The sequence below is a fragment of the Xanthomonas sp. NCPPB 1128 genome (assembly GCF_001043115.1).
In the GTDB taxonomy this organism is placed as follows: domain Bacteria; phylum Pseudomonadota; class Gammaproteobacteria; order Xanthomonadales; family Xanthomonadaceae; genus Xanthomonas_A.
In genome coordinates, this window is the sequence record NZ_LFME01000032.1 from 12,811 (window position 1) to 31,517 (window position 18,707).

13 protein-coding genes are annotated in these 18,707 nt (G+C 69.7%); 1 reads left to right on the forward strand and 12 read right to left on the reverse strand.

Annotated features, from left to right (window positions below; translation table 11 throughout):
- Positions 1-115: 115 nt before the first annotated feature.
- The 9 genes from ACP93_RS17095 to ybaL all read right to left on the reverse strand — a co-directional run bounded on the left by ACP93_RS17095 (position 116) and on the right by ybaL (position 12,690).
- Complete coding sequence (locus ACP93_RS17095) at positions 116-430, reverse strand: PsiF family protein (protein ID WP_048491902.1); 315 nt, start codon at positions 428-430, stop codon at positions 116-118.
- A gap of 56 nt (positions 431-486) precedes the next feature.
- The gene (locus tag ACP93_RS17100) at positions 487-1,740 is read right to left on the reverse strand and encodes a type III PLP-dependent enzyme (protein ID WP_048491868.1); all 1,254 of its coding nucleotides are present in this window, start codon (positions 1,738-1,740) and stop codon (positions 487-489) included.
- On the reverse strand, positions 1,737-3,494 hold the full coding sequence (locus tag ACP93_RS17105; RefSeq protein ID WP_048491869.1) for an IucA/IucC family protein: 1,758 nt from the start codon (positions 3,492-3,494) through the stop codon (positions 1,737-1,739). Before ACP93_RS17105 ends, ACP93_RS17100 begins: the two co-directional genes overlap by 4 nt.
- Positions 3,472-4,644, reverse strand: coding sequence for an MFS transporter (locus tag ACP93_RS17110; RefSeq protein WP_048491870.1), 1,173 nt, complete (start codon positions 4,642-4,644; stop codon positions 3,472-3,474). The genes ACP93_RS17105 and ACP93_RS17110 overlap by 23 nt, the downstream gene beginning before the upstream one ends.
- Positions 4,641-6,437 (reverse strand): IucA/IucC family protein, encoded by a 1,797-nt coding sequence (locus tag ACP93_RS17115; RefSeq protein WP_048491871.1) that lies wholly within the window; start codon positions 6,435-6,437, stop codon positions 4,641-4,643. Before ACP93_RS17115 ends, ACP93_RS17110 begins: the two co-directional genes overlap by 4 nt.
- Positions 6,434-7,660, reverse strand: a complete 1,227-nt coding sequence (locus ACP93_RS17120) for an ATP-grasp domain-containing protein (RefSeq protein ID WP_048491872.1) — start codon at positions 7,658-7,660, stop codon at positions 6,434-6,436. The genes ACP93_RS17115 and ACP93_RS17120 overlap by 4 nt, the downstream gene beginning before the upstream one ends.
- Before the next feature lie 251 nt (positions 7,661-7,911).
- A complete protein-coding gene (locus ACP93_RS17125; protein WP_048491873.1) occupies positions 7,912-10,041 on the reverse strand; it encodes a TonB-dependent receptor family protein in 2,130 nt (709 codons plus the stop codon).
- Between the two features lie 28 nt (positions 10,042-10,069).
- On the reverse strand, positions 10,070-10,801 hold the full coding sequence (locus ACP93_RS17130; RefSeq protein WP_048491874.1) for an HpcH/HpaI aldolase family protein: 732 nt from the start codon (positions 10,799-10,801) through the stop codon (positions 10,070-10,072).
- A 209-nt stretch (positions 10,802-11,010) separates the two neighbouring features.
- Positions 11,011-12,690, reverse strand: a complete 1,680-nt coding sequence (gene ybaL, locus ACP93_RS17135) for a YbaL family putative K(+) efflux transporter (protein ID WP_048491875.1) — start codon at positions 12,688-12,690, stop codon at positions 11,011-11,013.
- A 509-nt stretch (positions 12,691-13,199) separates the two neighbouring features.
- Between ybaL and ACP93_RS17140 the strand changes: the two genes are divergently transcribed.
- Positions 13,200-14,714, forward strand: coding sequence for an MASE1 domain-containing protein (locus ACP93_RS17140; protein WP_082143522.1), 1,515 nt, complete (start codon positions 13,200-13,202; stop codon positions 14,712-14,714).
- Here the strand turns inward: ACP93_RS17140 and ACP93_RS17145 are convergent.
- The 3 genes from ACP93_RS17145 to ACP93_RS17150 all read right to left on the reverse strand — a co-directional run bounded on the left by ACP93_RS17145 (position 14,704) and on the right by ACP93_RS17150 (position 18,274).
- Positions 14,704-15,135: a hypothetical protein gene (locus ACP93_RS17145; protein ID WP_048491876.1), complete on the reverse strand. Its 432-nt coding sequence runs from the start codon at positions 15,133-15,135 to the stop codon at positions 14,704-14,706. The genes ACP93_RS17140 and ACP93_RS17145 overlap by 11 nt on opposite strands.
- Before the next feature lie 2 nt (positions 15,136-15,137).
- Positions 15,138-15,383, reverse strand: a complete 246-nt coding sequence (locus tag ACP93_RS21900; protein ID WP_131721666.1) for a hypothetical protein — start codon at positions 15,381-15,383, stop codon at positions 15,138-15,140.
- Positions 15,384-15,889: 506 nt separating this feature from the next.
- Complete coding sequence (locus ACP93_RS17150) at positions 15,890-18,274, reverse strand: TonB-dependent receptor plug domain-containing protein (protein ID WP_048491877.1); 2,385 nt, start codon at positions 18,272-18,274, stop codon at positions 15,890-15,892.
- Between the last annotated feature and the right edge of the window lie 433 nt (positions 18,275-18,707).

Genomic DNA, 18,707 nt, shown 5'->3' on the forward strand with positions numbered 1-18,707 from the left:
AGGTGCCCCGCAGGGGCGGATGAGGGTACGGGTCGCTCGTGTTCGATCTCAGCGGGTCGCTTCGCGCCGTACCCTCACCCCAACCCCTCTCCCGGGGGAGAGGGGCTTACTGGGCTCACTGCTTCTTCAGGCACCCGCTCATGAAGGTCTTGCGCGCGTCGCCCTGCAGTTTCTGCGTGGCCGCCTGGGCGTTGCAGTCCTTCATCCGTTGCTGGGAGGCGTTGCCCGCCGCCGGGGCGGTGCCGCCGCTGAGGCAGGCCTTCTGCGCGCTCTTGTACTCCTCGCCCTTCTTGCCCTTGTTCTGGGCCGAACACTTGGCCATCAGGGTCTGTTGCGCGGTCTGCGGCTTGGCCGCGGCGGTGGCCAGCAGCGGGGCGGCGGCGAAGCTCAGCAACAGGCAGGTGACGGCGAGACGGGCGGAACGGGTCATGGCGGCGGCTCCGGTGGGATAGTGGCCGGCAGCGTAGGCCGCCGCCGGTGGCCGGATCATGACGCGGTGCTGGCGGGCTCGGCAATGCGGCGCTGCGGCATGGCATCGGTGGCCTGCGCCGGGCCGTCGAGGAACAGCATCTGCGGCGGCGGGTGCATCAGGAACTGCTGGTGCGAGATGTTCCAGGCGTAGGCGCCGGCCAGCGAGAACGCCAGGCAGTCGCCCGGCGCCAGCGCGGTCACCGGCTGGTCGCGGGCCAGCACGTCCTTGGGCGTGCACAGCTGTCCGACCAGGGTCACCCGCGCATCGCGCAGCACCGGCGGCTGCGTGCCGCGCAGGACCAGGAACGGATGATCGTGGCCCTGCGCGGCAGGCGTGCGGAAATGATGGGTGCCGCCGCGGCCGATGGCGAACTGCGCGCCATGGCTGCGTTTGATGTCGAGCACTTCCATGAGATACCAGCCGCAGGCGGCGCTGACGTAGCGGCCAGGTTCCAGGCGCAGGCGCAGGCCTTCGCCGTGCGTGCGCAGCAGCGCCGGCAGGCCGGCGCAGAACGCGGCCCAGTCGAACGAGGCCGCCGGATCGGCGTAGTCCACGCCGAAGCCGCCGCCGGCGTTCACCGTCAGCGGTCCCAGTGCATACGCCTGGCGCCAGCCCTGCACGGTCTGCAGGTAGTGCGCGATCAGGCGCAGCTGCAGCTGCGCATCGCGCTGGTGCGACAGCAGGTGGAAATGGAAGCCGTCCAGGCGCAGCCCGGTCGCGCCGCGCAGCACCTGCATGGCCGCGTCGAGGTCGTCCACGTCCAGGCCGAACGGCGAGGGTCGCCCGCCCATCACCAGGCGCGTGTCCTGCATGCCCGGCACCACGATGTTCAGGCGCAGGAACACCGACAGCGGCCGTGTGTGCGACGCGGCGATACGGGCCAGCCGTTGCAGCTCGCCCAGGCTTTCCACATGCACGCTGCAGTCGGGCAGGCTGGCGGCCAGTTGCAGTTCGGCATCGAGCTTGCCGGGGCCGCCGAACAGCAGCCGGCGGCCGGGTTGATGCGTGTGCAGCCACTCCAGTTCGCCGCCGGAGGCCGCCTCGAAGCCGTCCACCCACGGCGCCAGCGTGCGCAGCACCGGCGGCTCGGCGTTGGCCTTGGCCGCATAGAACAGGTCGCACCCGGCCGGCAGCTGCGCGCGCAGCATCGCCGCGTGCGCCTGCAGTGCCGCCAGGTCGTAGACGTAGGCGCAGACCGGACCGTCGGCCTGCGCGCGCAACTGCGCCAGTGCCGCGTGCAGCGGCGCGGGGTCGATGCGCAGGCTCATGCCGCCGCCTGCCGCAGCGCGGCGCTGCCGATCGGATTGGGCAGGAAGCTGTAGTCGGCATGGCGGTCGGCGCGCTGCAGCAGACGCAGGCGCAGATTGTTCTTGGCCGGCAGCGGCGCGCCGTCGAGCAGGGCCTGCAGCGCCGGCTGCGCGCCATGGCGTTGCTGCCAGCGGCGGGCGATGTCGCCGACGATCTGCCACAGCTGGCGTTCGCGGCGGTCGTGGCCGTCGGCGAGGTGGAAGATCGCTTCGGCCAGGTTGTTGACCAGCGCGCAGTAGGCGATGCGGTTCCAGCCGCGTTCGGCGCTGTAGTACAGCGACTGTCGCGCGGTCTCGGACATGCCGGGCAGGCGTGCGGCCGGCCAGCGCGACGGCAGCAGCTTGGTGCCTTCCAGGTCGCGGATCCACACCTGCGTCGGCAGGCCGTCCTCGCAGCCGATCACGGTGTTCTGCAGGTGCGGCTCCAGCACGATGCCGTAGCCGAACCAGGCGCTCCACACCCCGTCCAGCAGCAACTGCGCGTAGGCGCGGAACCAGGCCGTCGTGGCCGCCTCCAGGCTGCTGCCGCTGCGCCGCGCCAGCGTTTGCAGCGCGGCGGCGCAAGCCGGCTGGCCGTGCGCATCGTTGGTGAACAGCGCACCGGCCACCTGCGGGCGATAGCGCGCGCGCTGTGCGGCCGGGATCGCCTGCCGATACAGCACGCCGAAGCTCTCGCCCAACTCGCGGCAGGCCTGCGCATCGGCGTCCAGCGCGGAGAAGTCCAGGTCGGTGGCGGCCGGCTCCAGCAGCACGTGGAAGCCCGGCACGCGCTGCGCCAGCGCCTGCCAGTCCGGCGCCAACAGGCGGGTCAGCGCCACCGCGCTTTCCAGCTCGTACCAGGCGTTCTTGCGCACGCAGTTGGTCAGGCGCACGTGTACCGACAGCTTGAGGAAATGATCGAGATCGGCGTGATACAGCGTGCGCACCGACGAGGTCGGACGCAGCGCCAGGCCGCGTTCGCCCAGCGGTTCGATCCAGCCACGCGCCTGCGCCTGGCGCAGCAGCGGATGCGCCAGCACACGCTCGGCCTCCCACGGATGGCAGGGGTACAGGTCGGCGCCGCCGCCGGCCTGCGCCAGCGCGGCGCGCACGTCATGGCCCTGCGCGCGGTACAGGCGCGGGTCGATGCGGAACCAGAACAGCGGGAAGGCGCTGCGCGCTTCCGGCGCGCACGCCAGCACCTGTTCCAGCGGCACGCCTTCGCGGCTCTTGGGCGTGGGATGGAAGGCGTGACCCCACAGCATCGATTGCTCGGCATCGATCAGCGCTTCGCCGGTGGGCTGGGCGACGTCGGCCTGGCGCAGCAACTGCACGGTGATGGCGACGCTGTTGGCGCTCTGCGCCAGCAGTTCCAGGTTGGGCGCCTGCTCGCCTTCGCCGAGTTCCTGCAGCAGCAGGCGCACCAGCGCCTCTGCGTCCAGGCAGTGCCAGGGACGGCCGTCGGCCTTGAGATAGGGCGCCGAGGCGAAGCGGCAGCGGCCCAGACGGTCGGCATGCGCCAGGCGCACGCACAGCGTCGCGCCCGAGGGCAACTGCAGGCGTAGCCAGCGTTCGCCGGCGGCGGCCACGCCGGGCCGGTCGAGGCCGCGGTAGTCGAAATCGGCTTGGCCGCGACCGAGCGCGACTTCGCGCAGGTAGCAGTTGAGCCAGCAGGTGATCGCCTGCGCTTGCGCCAGGCTGTCGTACCACGGGTCATGCATCGGCAAGGGGGACATGGACGGTTCTCCGAACGGACGTGAGCATCAGGGCCGGCAGCAGCGCCAGCAGGGCGGCCGCGGCGGCGGCGAGGAACGGCACGGCCAGGCCATGGCCTTGCACCAGGGCGCCGGCGAGGGCGCCGCCGGCGACGCCGGCGTACTTGCCGGCGGCATCGAAGCGGCCGAACAGCTGGCCCGCGCCGCGCCCGCCGGCAACCTCGGCCAGGCTGCGGTTGAGGCCGCGCAGCGCCATCCACATGCCCAGGCCGAACAGCAGCCGCGCGGCGATCAACCAGCCGGGCGCCGGCGGCGCCATCTGCAGCAGGCAGGCCAGTGCGAACAGCGCGAGCCCTGCCGGCAGCGGCGACACGCGGTGGTCGCGACCGCGCCAGCACGGCATCAGCACCAGGTAGACCAGGTGCGGCAGGCTGTACAGCAGGCCGGCGACCGCGCTGCTGTCGATGCCGTGTGCCTGCGCATATGGCAGGAAGTAGGGAAAGGTCACCACCATCGCGAAACAGAACAGGAACTGCGTGGTCCACAGCGCCCAGCGCTGGCGTCGCTGCGCCGCATCCGCGTGCGGCATGGCGGACGTGGACGTGGCTGTCGCCGACGCGCGCGGCGGATCGGCCGGCAACCGCCAGCTCAGCGCGAAGGCGAGCAGCGGCAGCAGCGCCAGATAGCGGTACAGCGACTGCGCCGGCCCCAGCGCGGTGGCCAGGCCGAGCAGCGCCGGCGCGGTGACCATCGCCAGCCGCGCGGAGAACTGGGTCCAGTCCAGCGCCCGTGCCAGCGAGCCACTCTGCGCCTGGCTGCTGAGATAGGCGTTGGTCGCGGCCAGCGAGCCGCCGCAGGCGCCCTGCACGACCAGGCCGGCGACCAGCCAGCCCAGGTTCGGGGCGAAACCGGCCATCAGGAACCCAAGCGCCAGGCCGAGTTGCGCGCGCAGCAGCGAGCGCTTGCGCCCGTAGCGGTCGGCCAGCCGGCCCCAGGCGCTGGCGGTGAGCGCGGTGCACAGGGTCGGCAGCACGTAGAGCACGCCGCTCCAGCCGATCGCCGCGCCCGGCGCGAGCTGCTGCAGCACCTGCGGCAGGAACAGCGGCATGCCCAGCGCGGTGAAGGCGGCCAGGTAATGCGCGGCCAGCACCGGGCCGAGGAGGCGCTTCATCGCGCGGCCCCGGCCGCGGCCAAGCGCGCCGCCAGCGCATCCTCGCGCAGCAGGTTGGGCGCGCTGTCGCCGTAGAACTTGTTGATGTCCGCCGCGCCGGTGATCTGCTTGCCGAGCAGGCTGCCGGCGCTGAGCAGGTACTTCACCGGGAGCGCGGGGGCGTCCAGCAGCGCCTGTGCCGGCGCGGTGTCGATGCCTTCTGCACGCAGCGCGCGCAGGGTGCCGTGCAGGCGCGCGCGCAGCAGTGCGTACAGCGGTGCGCGCAGCCCCGACTGCCATTCCGCCAGCCCTTCCAGCACCGCCTGCAGGTCCAGTTGCAGGATGATGGTGCAGAACATCCGTGCCAGCGCGGCATCGTCCTGCACCGCGATGCGTGCATCGCGCGGCGCGCCCAACGCGGCCAGCGCCGGCCGTTGCGCGTGCAGCCGCGACAGCAGCACGCGTGCCGCGTCGTTGTCCTTGAGCAGCAGCCGCGGCGCGCGGCCGGCGGCGTAGATCAGCACGCTGTTCTGCTGGTTGGCCTCCAGCGCGATGCCGTAGTGCAGCCACAGCCGCAGGTGCACCTCGCACATCAGCGCCAGGTAGCCGTCCCACCAAGCGGTGAGGTCGCCGCCATGGAAACGTTCGGCCAGGTGCACGGCCAGCGGCCGGCCATCGGGCAGCGTCGCGCACAGGCCGGCCACCGGCACCAGGGTCGCGTCCGGCAGCGCGGGATAGCGGCGCAGCAGGTAGGAGAGGTGCCGTGCCTCGCCGACATGGCCGGCATGCGCTTCGTCCACGTGCAGGTAGCGTTCGCCCAGCGCCGGATCGTGCGCGGCGAGGTCGCACAGCACGCGCTCGAACCAGTGCCCGTCGTACAGCGTGGACGGCTTGATCAGGCGCAGGTTGAGCGCGCCGAGGGTGCGCATCGGCACCGGCAGCTTCAGATGATGATCGGGAAACGCCAGCGGGATCACCGTGCGCAGCGACAGCGAGGGGCGCACCTGCAGCCACGGCTGCGGTGCGGCGATGGCGCCCTCCGGCAGGGCGAAGCCGTCCTCGCCCAGCCGCGCGAAGATCAGCGGGTGCAACGGCCAGGCGACGTGGTCGGCGTCCAGCGCCGGGTCCAGGCCGAGCATGCTCGGGCGCGGCCAGAACGCCGGCGGCGGCGTGGTCTGGGTGACCTGCGCGGCCGGCAGCGCCAGCCAGCGCAGCGCGAAGCTGGGGCCGAACTCCGGCGCATAGCGCGGCAGGTCGGCATCGTCCAGACCGAGCTTGGCGCGCGCGCTGGGATAGAACGGATGGTCGCGGTGGCTTGCCAACTGTTCGCAGCGGTAGGCACGTTCGTGCGCGTCGGCGGCGTCCAGCGCGGTTGCCAGCAGCGGCCGTTGCTGTGCGTAGGCCTGCCGCGCCAGCGCGCGCTGGCGCACCGCGCAGTCGGCTTCCTCGACATAGGCGCGATGCAACGCCTGGGTCTCCGCGTCGAGTCCGGCGCCCAGCCGCGCCAGCCACTGCGCCGCACCGGATTCGTAGGCGCTGCGCTGCGCGGTATACAGGACCCAGCCGTCGCTGCAGGCGCTCACGGTCTGCAGGTAACCGGCGCGGCGCAGCGGCAGCCACAGTTCGCCATCGGGCAGATGCGCGATGCGCCACCATATGGCGTCCGCGGGCAGCGGCGCCTGCGCCCAGGCGGCGAGTACTGCCGGCGGCGGCGTGGCGGCGGCGCCGCGGCTGACGATGCCGCGCAGGTCTTCGCGCAGGCAGGCGTCGATCACGCGCAGGTCGATGTAACGGCGGTCGGCGTGCTGGCTCATGCCGCCACCCCGGTGGTGGCGTCGATGCGCCAGTGCAGCGACGCCTCGGTGCTGGCCAGCGCCTGCTGCAGGTCCGCCTCGGTGTCGGCGAGCACGTCCAGCACGCCCAGGTAATCCTTGTTGGAATGGCTCAGGCGGATCGCGTCGCCGGGTTGCCGCAGGCGCCGGTAGCGCGCCTCCCAGTGCGCGTCGCTGCTGGCGTGGTCGGCGCTGGCCACCGCCAGCGTGCCGTCGTGCTCGGCGACGTAGTAGCGCACCAGGGCCTGCCCGCGGCGCGCCTGCAGCGTGGGCAGCGGCCGGCCCAGGTGCAGGCCGAGCACGCTGTCGAACCAGTGCCCGCCGAACAGGCGATCGAGCAGGAACTCGCGGCCGTCGCCGATGCTGCGGTAGTTGATCTCCACCAGCACCGGGCCGTCGGCGGTGAGGATGAACTCGCTGTGGCACACGCCGAAGCCGATGCCGAACGCCTGCAGCTGCGCCAATGCCTGCTGCAGCACCGGCGTATCGGTCGCGCCGCGCCAGCGCGCCTCGCATTCGACGAAATGTGGCGGCGCCGACAGTTGCACGTCGAAGCCGCCGATCGGCTGCAGGCTGCGCCCGTCGCCGAGCGTTTCCAGGGTGAACAGCGGACCCTCCAGCACGCTTTCCAGCAGCACGCTGCGCTGCGGGTGGCGCTGCCAGAAATCATCGAGGTAGGCCTGCAGCGCCGCCGCGTCGGCGCAGTGGCGCACGTCCAGGCTGGCCACGCCTTCGCGCGGCTTCGCGATCAGTGGCCAGGGTGCCTGCGCCGGCGGCTGTGCGCCCGGCGCCAGGCTGCAGAACCACGGCGCCGGTAGGCCGAGCGCGCGCAGGCGCTGGCGCATCGCCGCCTTGTTCTTGGCCGCGTAGCAGACCTGCCAGTCCTTGCCTGGCACGCCGAGCGCGGTGGCGACCACGGCGGCGCTGGTCTGCAGGTGATCGCTGTTGCTGAACACCGCGCGTGGCGGCTGCGGCAGGCTGCCGAGCAGGTCGAGCACGCCCAGCGGATTGAACACGTCGCACTCCAGCACCTGCACCGGCGCGGCCGGCGGATGGCGGCGGAAGTGGTCGAGGTGGGCGTGGCGGTGGTCGGTCAGCAGCAACACCGGCACGCCTATGCGCTGCGCGGCGGGAAGGAAGCCATCGGTCACCGCCGGGTGGCAGACGTGGCTGAGGATCAGCAGGGGAGCGTCGTGCGAGGTCATGTGCGGGTCTCGTCGGGCGCAGGCGCACGCACGCCGCCGGCGCGGCCGCGCGGCGGCGGACACGGGACGCATGCGCCGCGGCTGCGGCAGGGTCGCGTGGTTGCCTGGCGCATCGCATCGGGCGCGCGCTGGGTGGGGGAAAGGACGCGGCTGCGTCCGTTGCACTGGCCCGCGTCTCCCGCGGGCGGCGGCGCGCCGTCAGGGCGCGCGGTGGTGCGGCGACCGGCGTCGTCGTCCGACGCCGGCGTGGATCAGAATGTGTACTCGAGGCCGACGGTGACGCTGCGGCCCGGCGCCGGCTGCCGGCCCCAGGGGCTGGTGTCGATGCCGCGGTACCAATACTTGCGATCGAACAGGTTGTTGACCGCCAGCGACGCGCTGAGCTTGCCGCTGGCGCCTTCGCTGAGCACCTGGCTCAGCTGCGCGTTCCACACCCAGTAGGCCGGCAGTTCGCCGACCGAGCCGATCGCGTTCTCCTGCATGGTGTTGGCCGCATCGCTGAAGGCGCGGCTGAAGTAATAGCTGGAAACGGCGACGGTGGTATGACCGGATTCGGGCCGGTACGACGCGCCGAGGGTGAGCTGGTTGCGCGAGGTGTAGGGCACGCGCAGGCCGTCGTACACGCCCGACTTCTGCCGCGCGTCCAGATAGGCATAGCCGGCGTTGAGGGTCAGCGCGCGCAGTTGCGCCGGGCTCCACTGCAGTTCCACTTCGCCGCCCTGGTGGCGGGTCTTGCCGAGGTTGCGGTAGGTGCGGGTGGTGTTGTCGAGCTGGATCTGCTGGTCGAAGTCGATCAGGTAGCCGCCGAACTGCACGCGGGTGCGCTCGTTGGGCTGGTAGCGCGCGCCGGCCTCGTAGTTCCAGGCCAGTTCGGCGTCGAGGTTGTCGCCGAAGATGATCTGGGTGACCTGCGGCGCGCGCAGCGAGCGCTGCCCGTCGGCGTACAGATACCACGTCGGGCTGGCCTGGAAGCCCAGGGTCAGCCCGGGCAGCACGTCGTCGGTCTTGTTGCGCGTGCGCACGCCGCTGGCCAGGTTGTAGTAACGCGAATCGACCTGCTCGTAGCGCAGGCCGGGGGTGACGGTGACGCGGCCGTCGGCAAAGGCGATCGCGTTGCTGACGTAGGCGGCGGCGCCGCGGTCCTTGAAGCGCCAGTCGCGCACCAGGGTGTACAGGCCGTCGCTGAGGCGGGTGTTGCCGACCAAAAAGTCGATGTCCTCGTTGATCGCACGCGCGCCCAGCGTCCACTGCTGGCGCACCGCACCGTCGCCCATCGTCCAGCTCAGCCGCGGCTCGCTGCCGTAGACGCGGAAGTCGCGCGGCGCGCTCTGCCGCAGTTGCGGCGGCAGGTCGGGGCGCCAGGTCTCGCTGGCCGCCGAGCGCATGCCGACGATGAAGTTACGGCTGCTGCGCGCGCTGAAGTTGCTCCAGTCCAGGCGCAGGTCCTGGAACGGACCCACATCGCCGAAGTCCTGCTGGTAGACCAGCGAGGCGCGGGTGGTGCGGCCGTTGAATTCGTCCAGCGGCCGCGTCGACTGGCGCGGATCGCGCAGGTAGTCGGCGGTGGACAAGGCGCCAGCCATGTCCATGTCGGCGACGTAGCGCTGCACGCTGGCCTTGAGCAGCTTGTCCGGCGCCAGCCACCACTCCGCGCGCAGGCGCAGGTTCTTGATGTCGGTGGCGCTGTGCTCGCGCCAGTAGTCGCCCTTGGTCCAGTTCGCGTCCAGTTGCAGGCCGAACGTGTCGCTGGCGTAGCCGCCGGTGCTGATCGCGGTGTCGCCCAGGTAATGTCCGGCACCGCCGGCGGTGACCTTCTGGCCCAGCGTGGTGGTCCAGGTGGTGGGGATGTCCGGGCTGATCAGGTTGATCACGCCGCCCACGTTGTTGGGGCCGTACTGCACCGCCGCGCCGCCGCGCACGATGTCGATGCGGTCGACCTGGTTCAGGCCGACCGGGAACAGCGACAGGCTGGTCTGGCCGTACGGCGCCAGCGCCAGCGGAATGCCGTCCTCCAGCACCTGCACGCGGCCGCTGCGGCTCTCGTACAGGCCGCGCAGCATGATCTGCGGCAGCGCGCCGGTGCCGGTCTCGTCGAATACCTTGATTCCCGGTACCTTCTGCAGCGCATCGTCCAGCGAGCGGTTGGCGCCGGTGCGCAGCTGCGTGTTGTCGATCACCTGGCGGCTGCCGGCGTAGTGCTGCACGTCCTCGACGGTGGAGCGGCCGAGCAGGCTGCCCTGCACCTTCACCGCGTCGAGCTGGCGGATCCGCGCCTGCGCATCGGCATCGGGCGGGGCGTCCTCGGCGCGCGCGCTGGAGGGAGCGAGCAGGGCGGCGGCGAGGGCGACGGCCAGCAGCGAAGGGGAAAGCGAAGCGATCAAGACGATGACTCCAAAGGGACGAAAACGGTCAGGGACTGCGCAGGTCGGCCGCGCGCTGGCGCAGCGCGGCCTGCAGCAGCGCGCGGTCTTCGCCGGCGAACAGCCACTGCAGGTCCGGCTGTGCCAGCCAGTGCGCGCGTTGCGCGGCGTCGCGCGGATTGGGGCAGAAGGGAATGCCGGCGGCACGGCAGGCCGCATTGATCGCCAGCAATTGGTCCCAGACCTGCGGATGGGTGGGCTGCGGGCCGAGACCCAGGTCCAGCGCCAGGTCCAGCGCGCCCTCCATCACCAGCGAGACGCCGGGCACCTGCAGGATCTGCGGCAGGGCACGCACGCCGGCGGCGCTCTCGATCATCGGGATCACCCGCAGGCGCTCGTGGCTGCGGGCGATGTAGTCGGCCAGGCCCACGCTGCCGAAGCCGGTGACCCGGCCGCCGGTGATGCCGCGGCGGCCGTGCGGCGGGAAGTGCGCGGCGGCGACCGCGCGCTCGGCCTGCTCGGCGCTGTCCAGTCCGGCCAGGACCACGCCGCGGGCGCCGGCGTCGAGCACCCGGCCGATCAGCTTGGCATCGACCTCGGGCACGCGCACCCAGGGTTCGCAACCGCCCAGTTCGCAGGCACGGATGGCGTGTTCCAGCTCGGCCGGCGAGCGCAGCACGTGTTCCATGTCGAGCACCGCGAAGTCGTAGCCGACATGCCCGAACATCTCGCATAGCAGGGCACTGGGCACGGAGTTGAGCAACCCGATCTTGCAGGCCATGGGGGAGGGCGAGCGGAACTGGGGAAGGGAGCGCAATCCTGCCGTAAACGAGAATGCTTATCAAGAAGATCCGCCGCAGGCCGTCACGGCTGCCGTAGACGGTTTCTGTGCGCTACCGCGCTTTTGGCCGACCCACGTCCGAAGAAAGTCCGCCTCTGCGAATCTCCAATCCCCAATGTCCAATCCCGGCCGGCAGCCGCCGGCCCCGCTCAGCGCGCGGCGGCGCGCATTCCCCGGTACGGTGGTGTCGCCATCACCATTTCCGCCAGCGAGTACGCGAGCTCACGCTCGGCCATCACCGTGCCGTCGGCGCCGTGGTCGAGCAGGTGCTTGACCTCGGCATCGCTGTGCGCGCGCGCCAGCAGGGTCAGCGCCGGATTCAGCGCACGCAGCTTGGCCAGGGCTTCGCCGGCTTCCAGCGGCTGCGGGATCGCCAGGATCGCGATCTTGGCCTTCTCCGGATGCGCCTCGGCCAACACGCGATCGGCGGCGGCGCTGCCGCGGATGCCGGGGATGCCGTCGGCGTGGGCGCGTTCGACATGGTCGCGGTTGTCGTCGATCACCAGCACCGGCACGCCGCGCTCGAGCAGCACCGCCGCCAGCGCGCTGCCGACCCGGCCGTAGCCGATCACGATGGCGTGGTCGGCCAGGTCCAGTGACGGACCGGGCGGCAGTTCCGGTTCCACCGTCACCGGGGCCTCCACCGCCTGCCGCGCCTGCCAGCGGTCCAGCCAGGAGAACAGCAGCGGGTTGGCGATGATCGACAGCAGCGCGCCGGCCAGGATCAGGTCGCGGCCGGTCTCGGGCAGGATCGCCAGGCTCACGCCGAGGCCGGCAAGAATGAAGGAGAACTCGCCGATCTGCGCCAGGCTGGTGGAGATGGTCAGGGCGATGCCGGTGGGATGACCGAACGCGCGCACGATCACGAACGCGGCCAGCGACTTGCCGACGGTGATGGTCAGGAACGTGGCCAGCACCTGCCAGGGATGCTCGAGCAGGATGTGCGGATCGAACAGCATGCCGACCGAGACGAAGAACAGCACCGCGAAGGCGTCGCGCAGCGGCAGCGAATCGTTGGCGGCCTTGTGGCTGAGCTCGGACTCCTTCAGCAACATGCCGGCGAAGAACGCGCCGAGCGCGAACGACACGCCGAACAAGGTGGCCGAGCCGAACGCCACGCCCAGCGCGATCGCCAGCACCGACAGAGTGAACAGTTCGCGCGACCCGGTCGCGGCGACCTTCTCCAGCGCCCACGGGATGGCGCGGCGCCCGACCACCAGCATCACCGCCACGAACGCGGCCATCTTCAACAGGGTGATGCCGAGCGCGCCGAGGATCGAACCGGTGTCGGCGCCCTTGCCGCCAAGCGCGTCGGCCAGCGCCGGCAGCAGCACCAGCGCCAGCACCATCACCAGGTCCTCCACGATCAGCCAGCCCACCGCGATGCGCCCGCGCAGGGTCTCCAGCAGGCGCCGTTCCTCCATCGCGCGCAGCAGCACCACCGTACTGGCCACCGACAGCGCCAGGCCGAACACCAGGCCGTGCAGGGTCGGCCAGCCCATGCTCCAGGCCAGCCCCCAGCCGAGCAGGGTGGCGACCGCGATCTGCGCCAGCGCGCCGGGGATCGCGATCCACTTCACTTCCATCAGGTCTTCGAGCGAGAAGTGCAGCCCGACCCCGAACATCAGCAGCATCACCCCCAGTTCCGACAACTGGGTGGCCAGCGCCTGGTCGGCGACGAAGCCCGGCGTGAACGGACCCACGCAGATGCCCGCCACCAGGTAGCCGACCAGCGGCGAGAGTTTGAGGCGATGGGCGAGCGTGCCGAGGAGGAAGGCGAGCGCGAGCCCGACCGCGATGATGTCGATGAGACTGGTGTCGTGATGCATTCAGGATCGCAGAACAAGGAAGCCCCGAGTGTCGCCGATCGGGGCTTTTGTCGGCAAATCGGTGTGGCGGGGTGGAGCGGCGACAACGACGGCGCACGCTGGGTACTCGCGTGTCTCGGCCGCTGCGCGGGACGGCGTGATGCGGCAGGAAGGGGCCGGCCAGCGACTTGCATCCAGCCAGTTCAACCTGCGACTGCCTGATCAATCAGCTGAGGCTGGCCGGCGGAACTGCATCCGTCACGCATCGGGCCGGTCGGTCCGATCAGGCATCGAGACGGGGTGGCGAGGCGTCCGTCGTTGCGCAGTCGGCCCCGTCGGCGGACCCGCAGCAGGGTCGTGAAGGGCGCTCCCCGACACCTCGAATGGGATGGAGGTCGCAGCGATCGGGGGGCGCACGCAACTCCCTGTCAGGAAAGACATTACACGGCATGATGGACGTTAACTGTCTACTGTTTCGGCCCATTCCCTGGTGTATGTTTGCGCCATTGGTGTCCTGCCAGGACAGGGGCATGGCTAGACTGAAGACTTTCGCGAGCGGAATCCTCCTGAGCGCTTTGTACTGCACGGCCTACCTGGCCGTGTGGCACTGCTCTCTGGATCAGTGGTTCCTGCCGATCGGACTGCGTACTGCGGCACTGCTGTTTCTCCCCTATCGGCTTTGGCCTTACGTTTTCTTGGGAGATGCGGCGGCGCTGTTGAGCATGCGCGTGCCGATGATCGAAGAGGGCGGAGCAAATCCGGTATGGGTATACGGCAGCTCGTTCCTGTTGATGCCCGCGTTCTCGTTGCTGCCCTGGGCGGTCCGGCGCAGCCTTCCTGATTTCCGGGTCGAGCCGAGCTGGCTGCCGCTGATCTGCCTGTGTGCGGCGTTGTGGGCGGTACTCGTCAACAAGGGCGCCAACTGGTTATTGGGTGGGCCTGCCGCCTACATCAACCTGGAAAACACGCTGAAGTTCTGGATAGGTTTCTATCTGGGTATCGTCATGTTCGTCTTTCCCGCGCTGCTGTGGGTCAGGCGAGCAGAGGGGGACGCAGCTGCGCGAAGGACGGTTCTGCACAGCGCAGGCGTCGCCGCACTGTTGATGGGCGTCCTGTTCGGTGCCGCGATGCAGGTCGAGGGCGTTCTGCGCCAATTCCTCCTGGTTCTCATGATTACGCCTGCCGTCTGGCTGACGTTCAAGCACGCCTGGCGGGGCGCTGCGATCGGCGTGGTGATGGCCAACTTTGCGGTGGCCATGTCTCTGCCGAAGACCAACTACGCAGGTGCCTACGATGCGGACACCTTGCAGGTGCAGTTGTTGATCGCATTTGCCGTGACCGCGCTGGCCTCGCTCGGCGCCAGGCTATCTGTCGCCTTCGATCAGGTGCAACGCTTCGGCTTTGCGGAAAGAGAGGCGCTGCAGGTGGCCCAGGCCAGCTACATGTCGGCCGAGCGTACGCTGCGCAACCGGGTGATCGAGTACACCGATATCCACGTGCACATCAACAAGCTGCGCCGCGATATCGCCACGACGCTGAAGCAACACGGACACTATGCCGCGGCGATGGAAATGAACCGCACCGGGGTGATCCAGGCGCAGTTGCTGGACGATTATGTCGCCGCGCTGTATCCGCTGGATATCGAAACGCATGGTCTGTACGGCGCGCTGAATTCGGTCGCCTTCGCCAACGCCTGCGATACCGAGGTCGAGGCGCGGCTGCATGGCGATTCGCGGCGGCTGTCGATCGGTCTGCAACTGGCGGCGTACCGCTGCGTGCTCAATGCCATGGAGATCCTGCCCGATGCCGGCCGTCACACGATCGCGGCGCGGGTCTGGTCGGCGCGCGGCAAGCGCGGCGTGGTGGTAACGGTGGAGGCCGACGAGGGCATGCCGGGCAGTGGCCGCAGGCAGGTGGGAGCCGACGAGAGCGACTGGGAACTGGCCAGTCGCTTGAAGGCTCATGACGGCACCTGCCGGCGCCGTCATGAGCGAAAGATCAGTTTCCTGATCTCCGAGCCGCTGGAAAAGACCGTTACTTCTTGATGGTCACGGTCCAGACGTCGCCGTTGGCGCTGCTGGCCAGCTGCACGGTGAAGTAACGCGCGTCGTAGACCACGGTGCCGCGGCTGCTGTCGAAGGTGTCGACGGTGCTCACCCGATCCACGTCCTTGCCCATCGGCGTCACCCAGGCGGTGTCGCCGACTCGGCCGACTGCGCCTCGCACCTGGCCGGTGCTGTCGTTGATCTGCAGGTAGGTCACGCCGTTGCGCTCGAACTGGTAGATACGTGCCGACGCATTGGTGGACAGATTGGTCGCCGCTGGCGCGCTTTCACCCAGGCCGCGGATGGCGATCGGTGTGCCGACACCGCCGCCCGGACAGCAGCTTTGTGCATAGGCATTTGTCGCCAACGCAGAGCAGAGCACGATGCCCGAAAGCGTCGCGAATTTGGAAGTTTTCCACATAATCAGATCCTTCCCCATAAGGGATTTTTTGCCTGCCGTTCAGGCGATTCCACATTACGCGAATCGCAACAGGCCACTGTTGACAAATAATCAAGCGATTCATACTTGTGATGTGCATCACTTTTGTGCGTGCCGGAAATGAGTTCCGAAAAAAGTGTGTCGCATCGATTTTGCTCAGGTATGGCCCCAGGTCCCGCAGCATCTTGCGGGCCGATCCGGTATCGCCGGGCGTCGGGCGCAATGCTCATTGCAGTTTCCATGCCATAGGCGGCCAAGCCTGCGTGGCTTAGCGGCCGAATGTGGCCGGCCGCCTTGCCGCGCACGCATGTGCGGGTTTCGTTTGCTGGGGGCTTGGATCGAATGCCGCTGTCTATCGTGTGCGTACCGCATTGCGGGTAAACACGATCGCAGCGCCGCTTCTCGAGCGCGGCATGGCGTTCCTGTGTCGGGCGCCGCGATCATGGGCTGTGGCGAGATGGCTGCCACGCAGTCACCCGATGCATTCCATCGCGCGACGAACGCTTGACGCAGTGCGTCGCCGCCGCGATCAGGTCGGGGCGGCGCTGCAGCGGGATGAGAATCGCGACGGCCACAGTGTGATGCATTGCCGAAGGTGTCTGCCGGGCTGGTGCGGAAGCGACGCGCCGAATCCTTTCCGCCTTTGTGCCGGATGCCAGCCGTCGCGTCTATGCGATCGCGACGTCGCCGGTGGAGAGGACGGCAGCGATGCCGGGACATCGCCGCCGCATGCGCGTTACCAACTGTAGTTGACGTTGGCGTACGCGAACGCGCCATTGAAGCCGAACGGCGAGGACGTGCTGTACGGCAGATAGGTGCGGGTGCCGGCGCCGGCGCGCGAGCGGTCGGGGTATTCGTTGAGCACGTTATCGCCGCCGACGGTGACGCGCCAGCGGCCCAACGTATATGCCGCCGACAGGTCCAGGGTCCACTTGGCTGCATAGGTCTGGTCGGCGGCGGGCGTGGTGCCGAAGTCGGTGAACTCGCCCCAGCGCGTGGCGGTGGCGGTGAAGGCCCAGGCGCCGGGCGACCACACGCTGCTCAGGAAGAACTTGTCGCGCGGCGAGCCGCGGGTGATGCGGCCGATCTCGGCGCGGCCGATGCGCACCGCGGTCGGGTCGATCGCTTCCAGCACCGTCGGGTTGCCGGCGATCTTCTCGATGTCGGTCTTGTTGTAGTTGTAGCCGGCGGTGAGGTCGAGGCTGCTGGCGGGCAGCACGAGCTTGTAGGTGCCGATCGCGTCCACGCCCTGGGTCTTGGTGTCGATGGCGTTGGTGAAGTAGCGGCCGCCGCCGATGCCGGCGTAGCCGTTGCCCTGCAGGTAGTTGCGCACGGCGGTGGAGGTGAGGTTCTCCGAGAGCACGATGCGGTCGTCGATGTCGATGCGATAGGCGTCGAGGGTGATGTACAGCGCGTCCACCGGTTGCAGCACCAGCCCCAGACCGTAGTTCCTGGATTTCTCGGCCTTCAGCGGCTCGGCGCCGAGCGCGATCGCGGCCGGGTTGTCGGTGCGGAAGGTGCCGATCTCGAACGGCGTGGTGGCGATGCTGCCGTCGGGCTGGGCGACGTTGATGAAGTTGGTGGCGACCGACTGGAAATACTGCTGCTGCAGCGAGGGCGCGCGGAAGCCGGTGGACGCAGTGGCGCGCAGCGCAACCTTCGGGCTGAAGGCGTAACGCAACGACAGCTTGCCGGTGGCGGTGTCGCCGAAGTCGCTGTAGTTCTCGTAGCGCCCGGCCAGGCCGGCGGAGAACTTGTCGGTGATGTCGCCTTCCAGGTCCAGATAGGCCGAGTAGCTGTTGCGATCGTAGTGGCCGGAGTCGCTGGGCTTGAAGCCGGCGAACACCTGCGCGCCCGGCAGCAGCGTGCCGTTGGCCGAGGGAATGCCGCCGTTGACGTAGGACGCCGGCGCGCCCGGCGATTCGTTGAACTTCTCGCCACGCCACTCGGCGCCGAAGGCCAGGGTGAGCGGGTACGCCAGGCCGACTTCCAGCGATTTGCTGAAGTCGGCGTTGAGCACGTTCTGGGTGACCTGCAGCGCGCCGGCGTAGAACGCGGTGGGGCTGGCCAGGCCCAGGCTGTTGTTGAGGCTGTGGCGCACGTCGAAACTCAGGTCGTTGCGGCCGTAGTTGTAGCTGAGATCGATGGCCAGGCCGCCGGCGGTGCTGGACTTGACCCCGCCAACCCAGGACACGTCCTTGCTGACGTTGTAGATCTGCGGCAGGAAGCCGTCGGGATAGATCTCCGGGCGGTTGCGGTTGTCGCCGGACCAGCGGAAGTAGCCGTTGGACAGCACCTCGCGGCGGCTGAGCATCGCGTAGGAATAGAACGTGATGTAGTCGGCCGGGCTGTACTGGCCGTTGTAGGAGACCGCGCCCTGGTCCACGTCGGGGTCGCCGTAGCGCTGCTGCACCTGGCCCTGGTACGGCGTGGCGCGGTCGGTCTGGTCCTGGTGCCCGGCCTGCGCGGCGAAGTGCACGCTGCCGGTCTCGGCGAAGCTGAGGCCGGCATCGCCGGAGAGCTGGTACTGCTCGCCGTCGCCAGCGCTGTACTTGCCGTAGCGCCCGGCCAGGCTGCCGCCGGTGCCGCTGCCCTTGAGCACGATGTTGATGACGCCGGCGATGGCATCGGAACCGTATTGCGCGGAGGCACCGTCGCGCAGCACTTCGATGCGTTCGACCGCGGCGATGGGGATCGTGTTGAGATCGGCAGGCGAGGAGCCACGGCCCTGCGCGCCGTTGAGGTTGACCAGCGCGGTGGTGTGGTAGCGCTTGCCGTTGACCAGCACCAGCACCTGGTCCGGCGAGAGCCCGCGCAGCTGCGCCGGGCGCACCGCATCGGAGCCGTCGGTGATCGCCGGGCGCGGGAAGTTCAGCGAGGGCACCGCGCGCGACAGCGCAGTGGCCAGTTCGGTGGTACCGGTGGACTGCAGCGTCTCCGGCGAGATGATGTCGATCGGCGAGGCCGATTCGGCCACGGTGCGGTCGGCCACACGGGTACCGGTGACGATGACCGTGTCCAGCGTCTGCGCGTTGCCGGTGTTCTGCGCGTGGACCGAAACGGCGAACGTCGCCAGGCACAGGGCGACGGCGTGGGCGAGCGGAGTGAGCGTGCGCGTCATGGGGGAGGCGGCTCCAGAAGTGGGGGGCGGCGCCGCTGCATGCGCACTCCCCTGTCCCCTGGCGGATGCGGCGACGCCCTCTAGGGATTACCGGTTGATGTCAGTGGAGTCAACGTTCCGTTAAGCACGCCGTCGCGGTTGCAATTGCAACCACCGCTGCAGGCGTTGCGGCAGTGCGAATTCCCGGATTTTCCGGCCTCGTAGACAAAATGCCGGAGAAGCACGCGCACGCGGTGCCCGCGGCCGTGCCCGCGCGCGGCCGCCGTGGCGGTTTCGCAGCGCGATGTGCAGGATGCTGGCTGCGCGACACGGGCAGAGCACGGTGTCGGGCGCGTCGTGGGGGCACGAGCGCAGCATGCCGCGAGCATGCGTATGGCCTCCGTGGGAGCGGCTTCAGCCGCTACGCGCTATCTGTGAAGCGTCGCGGCTGAAG

What these genes read in the sequence shown, in the direction of transcription:
- ACP93_RS17095 (WP_048491902.1), bottom strand. Translation starts at nt 430, where the DNA reads ATGACCCGTTCCGCCCGTCTCGCCGTCACCTGCCTGTTGCTGAGCTTC.
- ACP93_RS17100 (WP_048491868.1), bottom strand. Translation starts at nt 1,740, where the DNA reads ATGAGCCTGCGCATCGACCCCGCGCCGCTGCACGCGGCACTGGCGCAG.
- ACP93_RS17105 (WP_048491869.1), bottom strand. Translation starts at nt 3,494, where the DNA reads ATGTCCCCCTTGCCGATGCATGACCCGTGGTACGACAGCCTGGCGCAA.
- ACP93_RS17110 (WP_048491870.1), bottom strand. Translation starts at nt 4,644, where the DNA reads ATGAAGCGCCTCCTCGGCCCGGTGCTGGCCGCGCATTACCTGGCCGCC.
- ACP93_RS17115 (WP_048491871.1), bottom strand. Translation starts at nt 6,437, where the DNA reads ATGAGCCAGCACGCCGACCGCCGTTACATCGACCTGCGCGTGATCGAC.
- ACP93_RS17120 (WP_048491872.1), bottom strand. Translation starts at nt 7,660, where the DNA reads ATGACCTCGCACGACGCTCCCCTGCTGATCCTCAGCCACGTCTGCCAC.
- ACP93_RS17130 (WP_048491874.1), bottom strand. Translation starts at nt 10,801, where the DNA reads ATGGCCTGCAAGATCGGGTTGCTCAACTCCGTGCCCAGTGCCCTGCTA.
- ybaL (WP_048491875.1), bottom strand. Translation starts at nt 12,690, where the DNA reads ATGCATCACGACACCAGTCTCATCGACATCATCGCGGTCGGGCTCGCG.
- ACP93_RS17140 (WP_082143522.1), top strand. Translation starts at nt 13,200, where the DNA reads ATGGCTAGACTGAAGACTTTCGCGAGCGGAATCCTCCTGAGCGCTTTG.
- ACP93_RS17145 (WP_048491876.1), bottom strand. Translation starts at nt 15,135, where the DNA reads ATGTGGAAAACTTCCAAATTCGCGACGCTTTCGGGCATCGTGCTCTGC.
- ACP93_RS21900 (WP_131721666.1), bottom strand. Translation starts at nt 15,383, where the DNA reads ATGAGCATTGCGCCCGACGCCCGGCGATACCGGATCGGCCCGCAAGAT.
- ACP93_RS17150 (WP_048491877.1), bottom strand. Translation starts at nt 18,274, where the DNA reads ATGACGCGCACGCTCACTCCGCTCGCCCACGCCGTCGCCCTGTGCCTG.